The organism is Polymorphospora sp. A560, assembly GCF_045781765.1.
In the GTDB taxonomy this organism is placed as follows: Bacteria; Actinomycetota; Actinomycetes; order Mycobacteriales; family Micromonosporaceae; genus Polymorphospora; species Polymorphospora lycopeni.
Window position 1 is genome coordinate 1620075 of record NZ_CP122282.1, and the last position, 12585, is coordinate 1632659.

Annotated in this window: 13 protein-coding genes and 1 riboswitch; of the genes, 8 read left to right on the forward strand and 5 right to left on the reverse strand. The window is 73.2% G+C overall.

Translation table 11 applies throughout. From position 1 onward, the window contains the following. Positions 1–4: 4 nt before the first annotated feature. Positions 5–781, reverse strand: coding sequence for a DUF4097 family beta strand repeat-containing protein (locus tag QCD66_RS07470; RefSeq protein WP_357542710.1), 777 nt, complete (start codon positions 779–781; stop codon positions 5–7). Positions 782–917: 136 nt separating this feature from the next. Between QCD66_RS07470 and recO the strand changes: the two genes are divergently transcribed. After that, positions 918–1736 carry a DNA repair protein RecO gene (gene recO / locus QCD66_RS07475; RefSeq protein WP_364209016.1) on the forward strand — a complete coding sequence of 273 codons (819 nt, stop codon included), beginning with the start codon at positions 918–920 and terminating at the stop codon, positions 1734–1736. Further along, positions 1729–2544, forward strand: a complete 816-nt coding sequence (locus QCD66_RS07480; protein WP_375734329.1) for an isoprenyl transferase — start codon at positions 1729–1731, stop codon at positions 2542–2544. Before recO ends, QCD66_RS07480 begins: the two co-directional genes overlap by 8 nt. 11 nt (positions 2545–2555) lie before the next feature. Here QCD66_RS07480 and QCD66_RS07485 read toward each other — a convergent pair whose 3' ends face one another. Further along, positions 2556–3329, reverse strand: a complete 774-nt coding sequence (locus QCD66_RS07485; protein ID WP_375734328.1) for an HAD family hydrolase — start codon at positions 3327–3329, stop codon at positions 2556–2558. A gap of 290 nt (positions 3330–3619) precedes the next feature. Between QCD66_RS07485 and QCD66_RS07490 the strand changes: the two genes are divergently transcribed. The 3 genes from QCD66_RS07490 to QCD66_RS07500 all read left to right on the forward strand — a co-directional run bounded on the left by QCD66_RS07490 (position 3620) and on the right by QCD66_RS07500 (position 6639). Then, on the forward strand, positions 3620–4006 hold the full coding sequence (locus tag QCD66_RS07490; RefSeq protein WP_375734327.1) for a hypothetical protein: 387 nt from the start codon (positions 3620–3622) through the stop codon (positions 4004–4006). A 246-nt stretch (positions 4007–4252) separates the two neighbouring features. Next, positions 4253–5605: a hemolysin family protein gene (locus tag QCD66_RS07495; RefSeq protein WP_375734326.1), complete on the forward strand. Its 1353-nt coding sequence runs from the start codon at positions 4253–4255 to the stop codon at positions 5603–5605. Continuing rightward, positions 5602–6639, forward strand: coding sequence for a hemolysin family protein (locus tag QCD66_RS07500; RefSeq protein WP_364209031.1), 1038 nt, complete (start codon positions 5602–5604; stop codon positions 6637–6639). Before QCD66_RS07495 ends, QCD66_RS07500 begins: the two co-directional genes overlap by 4 nt. Before the next feature lie 64 nt (positions 6640–6703). On the opposite strand, the gene QCD66_RS07505 is transcribed toward QCD66_RS07500, so the two are convergent. From QCD66_RS07505 to QCD66_RS07515, 3 genes are all read right to left on the reverse strand, one after another. After that, positions 6704–7501 carry an energy-coupling factor transporter transmembrane component T family protein gene (locus QCD66_RS07505; RefSeq protein ID WP_375734337.1) on the reverse strand — a complete coding sequence of 266 codons (798 nt, stop codon included), beginning with the start codon at positions 7499–7501 and terminating at the stop codon, positions 6704–6706. Positions 7502–7503: 2 nt separating this feature from the next. Continuing rightward, the gene (locus tag QCD66_RS07510) at positions 7504–8928 is read right to left on the reverse strand and encodes an ABC transporter ATP-binding protein (protein ID WP_375734325.1); all 1425 of its coding nucleotides are present in this window, start codon (positions 8926–8928) and stop codon (positions 7504–7506) included. A gap of 115 nt (positions 8929–9043) precedes the next feature. After that, positions 9044–9634 carry an ECF transporter S component gene (locus QCD66_RS07515; RefSeq protein WP_364209037.1) on the reverse strand — a complete coding sequence of 197 codons (591 nt, stop codon included), beginning with the start codon at positions 9632–9634 and terminating at the stop codon, positions 9044–9046. A 69-nt stretch (positions 9635–9703) separates the two neighbouring features. Then, a riboswitch (TPP riboswitch) is annotated at positions 9704–9809 on the reverse strand. Between the two features lie 259 nt (positions 9810–10068). Here QCD66_RS07515 and QCD66_RS07520 point away from each other — a divergent pair. The 3 genes from QCD66_RS07520 to QCD66_RS07530 are packed head-to-tail and all read left to right on the forward strand — an operon-like array spanning position 10069 to position 12584. Beyond that, positions 10069–11010 carry a permease gene (locus QCD66_RS07520; protein ID WP_364209897.1) on the forward strand — a complete coding sequence of 314 codons (942 nt, stop codon included), beginning with the start codon at positions 10069–10071 and terminating at the stop codon, positions 11008–11010. A 13-nt stretch (positions 11011–11023) separates the two neighbouring features. Continuing rightward, a complete protein-coding gene (locus tag QCD66_RS07525; RefSeq protein WP_357542728.1) occupies positions 11024–11773 on the forward strand; it encodes a TIGR03943 family putative permease subunit in 750 nt (249 codons plus the stop codon). A gap of 19 nt (positions 11774–11792) precedes the next feature. Beyond that, positions 11793–12584 (forward strand): AAC(3) family N-acetyltransferase, encoded by a 792-nt coding sequence (locus tag QCD66_RS07530; protein ID WP_364209040.1) that lies wholly within the window; start codon positions 11793–11795, stop codon positions 12582–12584. Position 12585: the final 1 nt, after the last annotated feature.

Consider the following 12585-nt stretch of genomic DNA (forward strand, 5'->3'; position numbering starts at 1 on the left):
AGGGTCAGGCCGGCTTGACGGTGATGTCGCCGCTGCCGGTCTTCAGGTCGAAGTGGGTGGCGGCCTGCGGGTCGTTGACGACCTCGATGGTGGCCTTGCCCGAGCCGGTGTCGGTGGTCACCCGGTACGAGCCGGCCGGGGTGGTCACCGTCACGTTCGCGCTCTGGGCATGCGCGCGTACGCCGACCTGCTGGACCAGGGTCAGCGCGACGTCGCCGGAGTTGCCCTCGACCGACACCGGACCGGCGCCCAGCCCGGTGCCGGTGACCGAGCCGGAACCGGCCTTCGCGGTGAACGCCGCGCCGGGGTCGCTCACCTTGATGTCGCCGGAGCCGGTCTCGACCTTGACCGAACCGGTCGCCCCGGTGACGGTGATCGACCCCGACCCCACCTTGAGGTCGACCTCGGCCACCCCGGTCAGGTCGACGTTGCCCGAGCCGTTCTCGCCCCGCACGGACACCCCTTCCGGCGCGTCGATCTCGTACGAGGCGCTGCACCACTGCCCGCAGCCGGTCTCGATCCGCAGGGTGGTGCCCTCGATCCGGTAGGTCCGGTCGGGTTCGCTGCCCCGGTACTGCACCGTCCGGTCGATCTCCACGTCGGAGCGCGCGGAGGTGCGTACGGTCACGTTGCCGGAGCCGGACACCACGACGATCTCGGTGACCCGTACCTCCTCGGTGTTGGTGAAGTCGAGCCGGCGCTCCGACACGCTTCCACAGCCGGCGATGGCGAAGAGGGCCACCGCGCCGGCGACAGCCACTACGTTGCGGGAGAGACGCATGCCTGCACGGTAGGGGAAGAGATCCACCGGCGTCGTCCGGTCCCCCCTCCGCCGCGTCCGGGTGTCGCGAAGTCGCCACGGGCGACCCGGCACCCCGGCGGCGGCCGGCCCACCGGCCGGCGGCGACAATGGGCGGGTGGCCGGCTACCGCAGACAGCTCTACCGCGACGACGCGGTGGTGCTGCGCGTGCAGAAACTCGGCGAGTCCGACCGCATCATCACCCTGCTGACCCGCCGGCACGGCCGGCTGCGCGCGGTCGCCCGGGGCGTACGCCGCACCACGTCCCGCTTCGGCGCCCGGCTGGAGCCGTTCGGCCACGTCGACCTGCAACTCGCCGGCAACCCCGACGGCCAGGGCAGCGGGCTGCACACCATCAGCCAGGTCGAGGGGATCGACCTGTTCGGGAAGCGGTTCCTCGCCGACTACCCGCGCTACACCACGGCCAGCGCCATCGCCGAGACCGCCGAACGGCTCACCCCGGTCGAGCGCGAGCCCGCGCTGCGACTCTTCCTGCTCACCCTCGGGGCGGTACGGGCGCTCGCCGACGGTACGCACGACAGCACCCTCGTCCTCGACGCCTACCTGCTGCGCGGCATGGCACTCGCCGGCTGGGCGCCGGCCCTGCGCGCCTGCGCGGTCTGCGGCACCCCCGGGCAGCACCGGGCGTTCTCCGTACCGGCCGGGGGTGCGGTCTGCCCGGACTGCCGGCCGCCCGGCTCGGCGCATCCGGCGCCGGCCACCTTCGACCTGATGTCGGCCCTGGCCACCGGCGACTGGCGGGTCGCCGACGCCACCGAGACCGCCGTACGGCGGGAGTGCAGCGGCCTGGTCGCGGCGCACCTGCAGTGGCATCTGGAGCGCGGGTTACGCTCGCTGCCGCTGGTTGATCGGGACTCAGGGGTCGGGCGGGCGCGGCTCACGCGGCCACCGTCGGAAGCGGGGAGTGATGGTTAGGACGTCCAGTCGCCAGGGGCCGGCCAAGGCACCCACCCCGCACGTCTCCGGTGCCCGGCCGCCGGTGCTGCCGAAGGAGGCGCTGCCCCGGCACGTCGCGGTCGTCATGGACGGCAACGGCCGCTGGGCCAAGGAACGCGGCCTGCCCCGCACCAAGGGCCACGAGCAGGGCGAGTACTCGCTGTTCGACACCGTCGAGGGCGCCATCGAGTTGGGCATCCCCTACCTGTCGGCGTACGCGTTCTCGACCGAGAACTGGCGGCGCTCACCCGACGAGGTGCGCTTCCTGATGGGCTTCAACCGCGACGTGATCCGCCGCCGCCGCGACCAGCTCGTCGACCTCGGCGTCCGGGTGGTCTGGTCGGGGCGGGCCGGGCGGCTGTGGAAGAGCGTGATCTCCGAGCTGCGCACCGCCGAGGAGATGTCGCGGCACAACTCGACGCTGACGCTGCAGTTCTGCGTCAACTACGGCGGGCAGGCCGAGATCGCCGACGCGGCCGCCGCCATCGCCCGGGACGTGGCCGACGGCCGGCTCGACCCGGCGAAGGTCACCGAGAAGACGGTGGCCCGCTACCTCTACCACCCCGAGATTCCCGAGGTCGACCTCTTCCTGCGGCCGTCCGGCGAGCAGCGGACGTCGAACTTCATGCTCTGGCAGTCGGCGTACGCCGAACTGGTCTTCCTCGACACGCTCTGGCCCGATTTCGACCGGCGCCACTTCTGGTACGCCTGCGAGCTGTACGCCCGGCGGGACCGCCGGTTCGGCGGCGCGCTGCCCAACCCGGTCGCGCCGGGCAGCACCGCCTAGCCGGCAGCCGGCTAGGCGGTCCCGGCCGGTTCGGCGCTGCCGGATGGTGCGGGCCGACGGGGTGACGGCGGTGACGCGGGCGGGAGGTCGCCGGCCAGTCGGGCCACCACCGCGTCGACGTCGCCGAGATCGGCGAAGACCAGGTGCGCGCCGGCCGCCGCCAGCTCGTCGGTGCCGGTGTCGCCGGTCGCCACCCCGATCGCGGTCACCCCGACCGCCAGCGCCGCCTCGACGTCGTGCACCGTGTCACCGACGACGACGATGTCCGACGGCGCGAAGGGGCCGTACTTCGCCTCGGCCAGCCGGCGGCTGCGGGCGACCAGTTCGGCGCGTACCGGGTCGTCCATGCCGTAGCCGCCGACCGTCACGTCGAACGGGCCGTCCAGCCCGAACGCGGCGACCTTGGCCAGGGCCACCGCCGGGATGTTTCCGGTGACCAGCGTCTGCGTCACGTGCGGCCGGTCGGCGAGCGCGGCGAGCACCTCGGGTACCCCGGGCAGCACCCGCCCCGAGGCGGCGATCAGGTGCCGGCGGGCGGCGAACTCCTCGGCGTACCGGGCGAAGAACGTCGCCCGCAGTTCGGCGGTGTCGGCCACCCCGTACCCGGTGAGGATCTCGGCGGTCACCGCCCGGTCCGTACGGCCGGCGAAGACCGTCGCCTCCCGCCAGGCGAGGCCGGTGACGGCGGTGAACGCCGTGGCGTACGCCTGGACGGCGATCCGGCCCGCGTGGATCAGGGTGCGGTCGATGTCCCACATGATCAGCCGGGGTGGTCGCGGATGCATGTGGCCGATCGTGCCATCCGGGCCGGTCCGCCGGTACGCCCGTACGCCGTTCCCGGTCTTGTGAGAAGGCCGGCGGGAAAAGGCGGTGCGGCCCGGGCCGGGGGCGGGTATCGTCGCGCTCATGCGCATCTGACGCCCTCTTCGAGACCGCGCCGGCCGGCGGCCACCACCGCCACGGTCCGGCCGCTCGGGCGTCCATCTTCTCGCGCAGCCCTCCTGTCGCAGGATGTCCGGGCCTCCCTCTTCGCTCGCACCGCTGTCGCGGTGATCCCAGTCAAAGGAGGCACCGTATGGCTGCCAAGCGATCCACCAGGAAGTCCGGTTCCCACCGTCGTGCCCGGCCCGCGGGTGCGGCGGTCGTCGCGGCACCGCCCGACCTGCCGGCTCTCGACGCGCTGAACGCGGTGGACGGCCGGCTTCCCCTGCCGCCCGACGACCGGCCGGTGGCCGGTGAGGCGTTCGCCGTTCCCGTCGACCGGGACCGGATCGGGGCGGCGGAACTCGCCGCCACCGTCGAGGCCGCCGCCTCCGCCGCCGAACCGGTGGAGGCGGACCAGCCGGCCGCGCGGCCGGTCGGGCCGAGGTCCGGCCCGCCGCCGCGGAACGGGAACCCGTTCGCCGGGGGCCGTGGCCGGGGCGCGGTGTCGGCCCGCCGGTACGCCTTCCGCCGCAGTTAGAGGTTTCAGGATCCGGGTGATCGGGGACTAGCCCACGCGTGTCGGGGAACATGCTCGCCGATCGCCCGGATCGTCACCGTTTTCGCAGCTCAGACCGTACGGCGGGAGAGTCTGGGATTCCCAGCTCGGTCCCAGCCTCGCCTGCTAGCATCGGCAACCTTATGGATGATCTTCCTTATCACAGTCCGTGGCCCCTCGTCGTCCCGGTCGCCCACACGGCGGCCACCGAACGGGAGGGGCTGACCGATGAATGAGTGGGTCCTGCTGGGGATCGGGCTGATCCTCACCATCGGGACCGGTATGTTCGTGGCGTCCGAGTTCGCGCTGGTAAACCTCGACCGCGGGGAACTCGAAGCACGCCAGTCCCGGGGTGAGAAGCGGCTCGGTCCGACGATCGCCGCCCTGAAGATCACCTCGACGCACCTGTCGAGCGCGCAGCTCGGAATCTCGCTGACCACCCTGCTCACCGGTTACACCTTCGAGCCGGCGGTCAGCCGGCTGCTCGCCGGGCCGCTGACCGCGGCCGGCGTGCCGGAGGCGGTGGTCCCCGGCGTCGGCGCCGTCGCCGGAATCCTGCTGGCGACGCTCTTCTCGATGATCATCGGCGAGCTGATGCCGAAGAACTTCGCCCTCGCCGTACCGCTTGCCACCGCGAAGTTCGTGGTGCCCTTCCAGGCCCTGTTCACCACCGTCTTCAAGCCGCTGATCCTGCTGTTCAACAACACCGCCAACGCGGTGATCCGCGGCTTCGGCATCGAGCCGAAGGAAGAACTCTCCGGTGCCCGCAGCGCCGAGGAGCTGAGCGCGCTGCTGCGCCACTCGGCGCGGGCCGGCGTGCTCGACCCGGAACACGCGACGCTGCTGGACCGTACCCTGCGGTTCTCCGACCGCGACGCCTCCGACGTCATGACCCCCCGGGTACGCATGACGGCGGTCGACGCCACGGCTACCGCCACCGACATCATCGAGCAGGCCACCTCCACCGGCCTGTCCCGGTTCCCGGTCATCGGCCGGGACGTCGACGACATCATCGGCGTGCTGCACGTCAAGCACGCCTTCGCCATCCCGCTGGAGGAGCGTTCCAACGTGCGAGCGGCCGACATCATGGTCGAACCGCTCCAGGTTCCCGAGACGATGGGCCTCGACACGCTGCTGACCGCGCTGCGCGGTCAGGGGCTGCAGTTCGCGGTCGTCTACGACGAGCACGGCGGCACCGCCGGCATCGTCACCCTCGAAGACCTGGTCGAGGAGATCGTGGGCGACCTGGAGGACGAGCACGACCGGGCCCGCACCATGGTCGTACGCCGGGGGCGGACGATCCTGTTCGACGCCTCGCTGCGCCCCGACGAACTGCTCGAACGGGCCAAGATCGCCGTTCCCGAGGACGACGACTACGACACCGTCGCCGGGTTCGTCACCGCCCGCCTGGACCGGTTCCCCGAGATCGGCGACGAGGTCGCCATCGAGGGCGGCCTCCTGCGGGTCGAACACCTCAACGGCGTACAGGTCGACCGGCTGCGGTTCGTGCCCGCGGACGGCTCCAGCGCCTCCGGCCTCGACCGGACGGCCGGCGACCGCACGGAGGCGAAGGCCCGATGAGCGAATACCTGCCAGGCATCATCTGGCTCTTCGTCCTGCTGGTCGTCAACGCCTTCTTCGTCGGCGCCGAGTTCGCGGTCATCTCCGCGCGGCGCTCCCAGATCGAACCGAAGGTCGCCTCCGGCAGCCGGGCCGCCCAGACGACGCTCTGGGCGATGGAGCACGCCACGCTGATGCTGGCCACCAGCCAGCTCGGCATCACCGTCTGCTCCCTGCTCATCCTGAACGTCTCCGAACCGGCGATCCACCACCTGCTGGAGATCCCGCTCGCCAACACCCCGCTGTCGCCCAGCGCGGTGACCGTGCTCGCGTTCGTCGTCGCGCTGGTGCTCGTGACGTTCCTGCACGTGGTGTTCGGCGAGATGGTGCCGAAGAACATCTCGTTCTCCGTACCGACCCGGGCGGCGCTGATCCTGGCTCCGCCGCTGGTCTTCGTGGCCCGGGTGTTCAAGCCGATCATCTGGAGCCTGAACTGGGTCGCCAACGGCATCCTGCGGCTGTTCAAGGTGACCCCGAAGGACGAGGCGACCAGCACCTACACCCTCGACGAGGTGGCGACCATCGTGGCGCAGTCCACCCGCGAGGGGGTGCTCGTCGACGGCTCGGGAACGCTCACCGCGGCGTTCGAGTTCACCACGAAGACCGTCGGGGACGTCGAGGTGCCCCTCGGTGACCTGGTCATGCTCCCGGCGGCCGTGACCCCGGCCCAGCTCCAGCAGGCGGTGGCCGCGCGCGGCTACTCCCGCTACCTGCTCACCGACAACGGGCAGCCGAGCGGATACCTGCACCTGAAGGACGTCATGGACCTGACCGGGGACGCCTACACCGCCGCCGTCCCGGGCAAGCGGGTGCGCAAGCTCGCCGCCGTACGCCGGGACAGCGAACTCGAGGACGCCCTGGCCACGATGCGGCGGGGTGGGGCGCACATCGCCCGGGTCCTCGACGACGAGGGACGTACGACGGGTGTGCTCTTCCTGGAGGACATCATCGAGGTGCTGGTCGGCGAGGTCCAGGACGCCACCACCACCCGCTGACGCCCCGAGATCCCCGCGATCAGGGAGCCCGTACGCGCGGGACGCACTCCCTGATCACGGGGGATCAGGAGATCACGGGGCGGAACGTACCGAGCAGGAGGCTGGTCGCCAGCGCGGCGGCGGCCAGCGTCGCCGCGCCGGTCACGAGGGCGGCGTCGGCCGCCGTGAACCGCTGGCGGCGGGCGGTCGTACGCGGGGTCGTCGAGTCGAAGCCCCGGGCGTCCATCGCGGTCGCCAGCCGGGTGCCCCGCCGGATCGCGCCGACCAGCAGCGCGAACGCCGTCGACGCGAACAGCCGCAGCCGGGCCACCGGGTTGCGGCCGGCGTCGACGCCGCGCGCGCGACGGGCCATCGACAGCATCTGCCACTCCTGCGCCAGCAGCGGCATCAGCCGGAACGCGGCCAGCGCGCCGATCGCGAACCGGGCCGGCGCCTTCGCGTTCTGCACCAGGGCGTCGGCGAGGTCGGTCGGGTCGGTGGTGGCGAAGACGAACACGCCGGGCAGCGCGACGGCGACCATCCGCAGGGACAGGCCGAGCGCGGTGGCGAGGACACCGGTGGTGATCACCACCGGCCCGGCCGCGAAGAGCAGGGTGCCGGTGCGCTCGGCGGCGAAGACCGTCAGCGTCGCCGTGATGCCCAGCGCGCCGACCAGCAACGGCCAGGCCCGGCGCAGCAGCAGGCCGTAGCGGACGCCGAAGAGCGGCAGCACGGCCAGTTCGACGGCGATGGCGACGGCCGGGGCGACCGGGTCGAGGGTCGCGATCAGCGGCACCGAGAAGACCAGTGCGGCGGCGAGCTTGGCGACCGGGTTGCGCCGGGCCAGCGGCGCGTCCGACCGGGCGACCGGCCCGCCGGGCACCGTCACCGCCGCACCGCCGGGGCCACCTGGACGGTCCGGTCGGCGAGCGCGGCGACGAAGTCGGCGTCGTGGGTGACCGCGACGACGCCGTGCCCCGCGTCGCGCAGGCCGGCGAGCAGGTCGACCAGTTCGATCCAGGTACGCCGGTCCTGGCCGAACGTCGGCTCGTCGAGCACCAGCAGGCGCGGTGCGGTGGCCAGCGCGGTCGCCACGCTCAGCCGTCGTGCCTCGCCGCCGGAGAGCGTGTACGGGTTGGCGCCGGCGAGCCGGTCCAGCCGCAGCCGGGCCAGCAGAGTGTCCACGGTGGACTTGACGGCGGCGGGAGCGGCGCCGGTGCGGCGCGGCCCGAGCGCCAGCTCGTCGAAGACCGTGCCGGTGACGAACTGGTGCTCCGGGTCCTGGAAGACCGACCCGATCCGGCGGGTCAGCGCCGGTGCCCGCCAGCGGTGCGGCGGCCGGCGGTGGTCGGCACCGGCCAGGGCCGGCGTCGCCACCACCTGCCCGGTCCCCGGCCGGAGCAGCCCGCCGAGCAGCAGCGCCAGCGTCGACTTGCCGGCCCCGTTCGGCCCGAGTACGGCGACCGCCTCGCCGGCGCGTACGGCCAGGTCGGTCGGTGCCAGGCGGGGCGGCAGGCCGGCCGCCCCGGCGGTGAGCAGCACGTCGCCGGGTGCCGTCGTGGCCCGGCGGGCCGGGACCTGCCGGCCGGGCACCCACACCCCGCCGTCGGCCAGCGTGTCGCCGTGGCTGGCGAAGATCTGATCCGGTGCGCCGTCGGCGGTCACGCCGCCGGCCGGCGCCAGCACCACCACCCGGTCGACCAGCGGCAGCGCGTCGGCCACCCGGTGCTCGACCAGGATCATCGTGGTGTCCCGGCCGACCGCGCGATCGAGCGCGTCGCGTACCAGCGCCGCGCCGGCCGGGTCGAGGTTGGCCGTCGGTTCGTCGAGCAGCAGCAGGTCGGGGCGCAGGGCGAGGACGCCGGCCAGGGCGAGCCGCTGCTGCTCGCCGCCGGACAGCGCGGCGGTCGGCCGGTCCCGGTCGTAGGGGAAACCGACCCGGTGCAGCGCCTCGTCGACCCGGGGCCAGATCTCGCCGGCCGGCACCCCCCGGTTCTCCAGCCCGAACGCCACGTCGTCACCGGAGCGCGCCATCACGAGCTGGCTCTCCGGGTCCTGGAAGACGATGCCGACCCGCTCCCGCGACTTGCGCGGGTCGAGCCCGTCGATCTCGACGGTGCCCTCCTGCTCGCCGGAGTCCTCGGCGAGCAGCCCGGCGAGCGCGGCGAGCAGGGTGCTCTTGCCGGCCCCGGACGGGCCGAGCAGCAGCACCCGCTCGCCGTGCTCGACGCGCAGGTCGAGGCCGCGGACCGCCCACGCCTTACGGCCGGCGTGCCGCCACCCGAAGCCGCGCAGCTCGACGGTGCTCACCGGCGCCCCACCGGGCCGCCGGGTGCCGGGTCGCCGGGTGCCGGGTCGCCGGTCCAGGCCGAGTCCGGGTACGCGGGCGCCGCCGCGTACCCGGTCCTTGATCGGTGCATCCGGTTCAGACGGCGGTCCGCTCGCGGCCGGCCGGGAAGCGATCCAGGGCCCCGGTCCGGGCCAGCGCCCGGGTCAGCGCCCAGCCGCCGGCACCGGCGATCACGGCGGCGCTGATCACGGTGAAGACGAACATCGGGATCCGGAACGAGACGAGGTCGTAGCCGGCGTAGTAGCGGATCTGGTCGAAGACCGCGGCGGCCAGGCCGGCGAGCGCGCCGGAGACCACGGCCACCGGCAGCTTGAAGGAGCGGTAACGCAACGCGAGGAACGCGGCCTCCGCACCGAGGCCCTGGAAGGCGCCCTGCACGATGGCCAGGGCACCCCACTGGCTGCCGAGGATCACCGAGATGAACGCGGCGAGGAACTCGCAGTAGAACGCCGCCCCCGGCTTGCGGATCACCAGCCCGCCGATCACGCCGGGCAGCAGCCAGATGCCGTAGATGATGCCCTGGGCCCCCGGGAAGAAGGCGAAGGCGGGGTCGGTGGCGCTCCACACGAGGTTCCAGGCCCAGAAGATGACGCCGAACGCGACGGCGATCACCGACGCGACGACGATGTCGACCGTACGCCAGCGGCTGGCGGTGGGTTGTGTCATGGCTGTGCCTCCCAGTTCTTCGAGCGAACCAGGCAAGACGCACGCCACGACCGGACGGTCGTGGCGCGGCTGGAGAATCGACCGAACTCCCTGCGCTGGCATTACCCAGATCAGGTTCGAGGGTCTGCGGTGGTGTCCCGCACTCTCAGCGCTGTGCGCTCCCCTGTCGGATATGAAGTTGTGGCGCCGACGCTAGCACCGACGGTGATTTCGCGACAGCGCCGAGGTCGGATGTGGCCCCCGACACCTGGTCGCGCGGTAGGGTGGTCTGCCCCCACCGCGACCGTCCGTAGTGAAGGGACCAGCCTTCAGTGACCACGGCCAATGCCGCCCCCGACACCACGGGGGCCGGCCCCGCCAGCGGCACCGGACCGGCGGGCGGCGGCCCACCCGACCCCGGACCACCACCGCGCCGCCCGCTCCTCGGCGACCGGATCGGCTCGGTCGAGGTGCTCGCCGCGCTGCTGCTCCTGCTGGTGGTCTTCCGGGGGCCGCTCTCGACCGCGATCTCCAGCCCGCGCCTGCAGACCTGGACGACCGTGTTCGTCTCGGTCATGGTGCAGGCGGTGCCGTTCCTGGTCTTCGGCGTCGTGCTCTCGGCCGTGATCGCGGTCTTCGTGCCCCGCTCGTTCTGGGCCCGGGCGCTGCCGCGACACCCGGCCCTGGCCGTACCGGTGGCCAGCGCCGCCGGCGTGGTCCTGCCCGGCTGCGAGTGCGGGGCGGTGCCGATCGCCGGCTCGCTGATCCGGCGCGGGGTCACCCCCGCCGCCGCCCTGGCGTTCCTGCTCGCCGCGCCGGCGATCAACCCGATCGTGCTCGCCTCGACCGCCGTCGCCTTTCCCGGCAGCCCGGAGATGGTGGTCGCCCGCGGCCTGGCCAGCATCGTCGTCGCGATGATCATGGGTTGGTTGTGGCTGCGGCTGGGCCGCGCCGACTGGATCCGGCTGCCGCACCGACCCGAACTCGACGGCATGTCCAAGGGCCGGGCGTTCTGGGCGGCCGTACGCCACGACGTGGTGCACGCCGGCGGCTTCCTGGTGCTCGGCGCGATGGCGGCGGCCTGCATCAACGTGCTGGTGCCGGAGCGCTGGCTGCAACTGGTCGCCGACAACCCGGTGCTGTCGGTGCTGGTGCTGGCCGTGCTCGCCGTGCTGCTGTCGATCTGCTCGGAGGCCGACGCCTTCGTCGCCGCGTCGCTGTCGCAGTTCTCGCTGACCTCCCGGCTGGTATTCCTGGTCGTCGGCCCGATGGTCGACCTCAAGCTGGTGTCGATGCAGGCCGGCGTCTTCGGCCGGCGGTTCGCGTTCCGGTTCGCCCCGGCCACCTTCGTGGTGGCCGTACTGGTGGCCGTCGGGGTCGGTGTGGTGCTGCTGTGAGCGGAGGACGGCGATGAACCGGCGGGCCCAGGCCGTGGTGCTGCTGCTGCTCGGCGGCTCGGTACTCAAGGCCAGCTTCACCGACATGTACCTGCGCTACGTCAAGGAGGGGCTGCGGCCGTTCCTGATCGCCTCCGGTGTCCTGCTGGTCGCGGTCGCGGTGATGACGCTGCTGCACGACCTGCGCCCCCGGCCGGGCACCACCGGCGCCGGGCACGACCACGAGCACGACGACCACGGCCACGAGCACGGGGGCAAGGGGCACCACGAGCCGCGCGTCGGCTGGCTGCTGATCGCACCGGTGCTCGGCCTGCTGCTGGTCGCCCCGCCGGCGCTCGGCTCGTTCGCCGCCGGCCAGGCCGGCACCGCGCTATCCAGCCAGCGGGCCGACAGCTACCCGCCGCTGCCCGAGGGCGACCCGGCGAAGATCAGCGTGCTCGACTACGCGTCCCGGGCGATCTTCGACGGCGGCGCCTCGCTGACCGGCCGGACCGTGCAGCTCACCGGCTTCCTCGCCGAGGGGCCGGGCGGCGAACCGATCCTGGCCCGGATGATCCTGTCCTGCTGCGCCGCCGACGGGCGGCCGATCAAACTCGGGATGAGCGGCAACGTTCCGGTCGGGCTGCCCGCCGACAGTTGGGTCGAGGTGGTCGGCGGCTACACCGACCGCGTCATGACCGACCCGGTCAACGGCGAGGACATCCCCTACCTCCAGGTCGAGTCCTGGCGACAGGTGGACCCGCCGAAACAGCAGTACGGGTAGCCGACGTACCGTGGCGGGAGTGGAGATCACCCAGGCGGCCCCGCTCACCCGCGCCATGCTCGCCGCGGACCTCGTCCGGCTCGGCGTACGGCCCGGATCGGTGCTCGTCGTACACGCCTCGATGCGCCCGCTCGGCTGGGTGTGCGGCGGCCCGCAGACCGTCGTACTGGCCCTGCGGGACGTGCTCGGCCCGGACGGCACCCTGGTAGTGCCGACCCACACCCCGGACAACTCCGACCCGGCGAACTGGCGCAACCCGCCCGTACCGGAGCACTGGTGGGCGACCATCCGCGACGAGATGCCGGGCTTCGACCCGGCCGTGACGCCGAGCCGCTGGATGGGGGCGCTCGCCGAGCTGGTGCGTACGTCGCCGGGAGCCCGGCGCAGCGACCACCCGCAGGTGTCGTTCGCGGCCCTCGGCGCCCGGGCCGGCGACCTCGTCGCCGACCACCCGCGGGCCGGGATGCTCGGCGACGCCTCGCCGCTGGGCCGGCTCTACGACCTCGACGCCGACGTGCTGCTGCTCGGCGTCGGCCACGACTCCAACACCTCGCTGCACCTGGCCGAATACCGGCAGCCGGACCCGCCCCGGGAGCGCCTCGGCGCGGCCGTGCTGACCGGCGCCGGCGGCCGGGAATGGAGCTGGTGGGACGACGTCGACCTCGACGAGGGCGACTTCGAACTGCTCGGCGCCGACCTGGACGGGACCGGCGCGGTCCGGTTCGGCGAGGTCGGTGCCGCCCGGTGCCGGCTGATGCGCCAGCGGGCCGCCGTCGACTTCGCCGTGGACTGGATCGCCGCCAACCGATGAA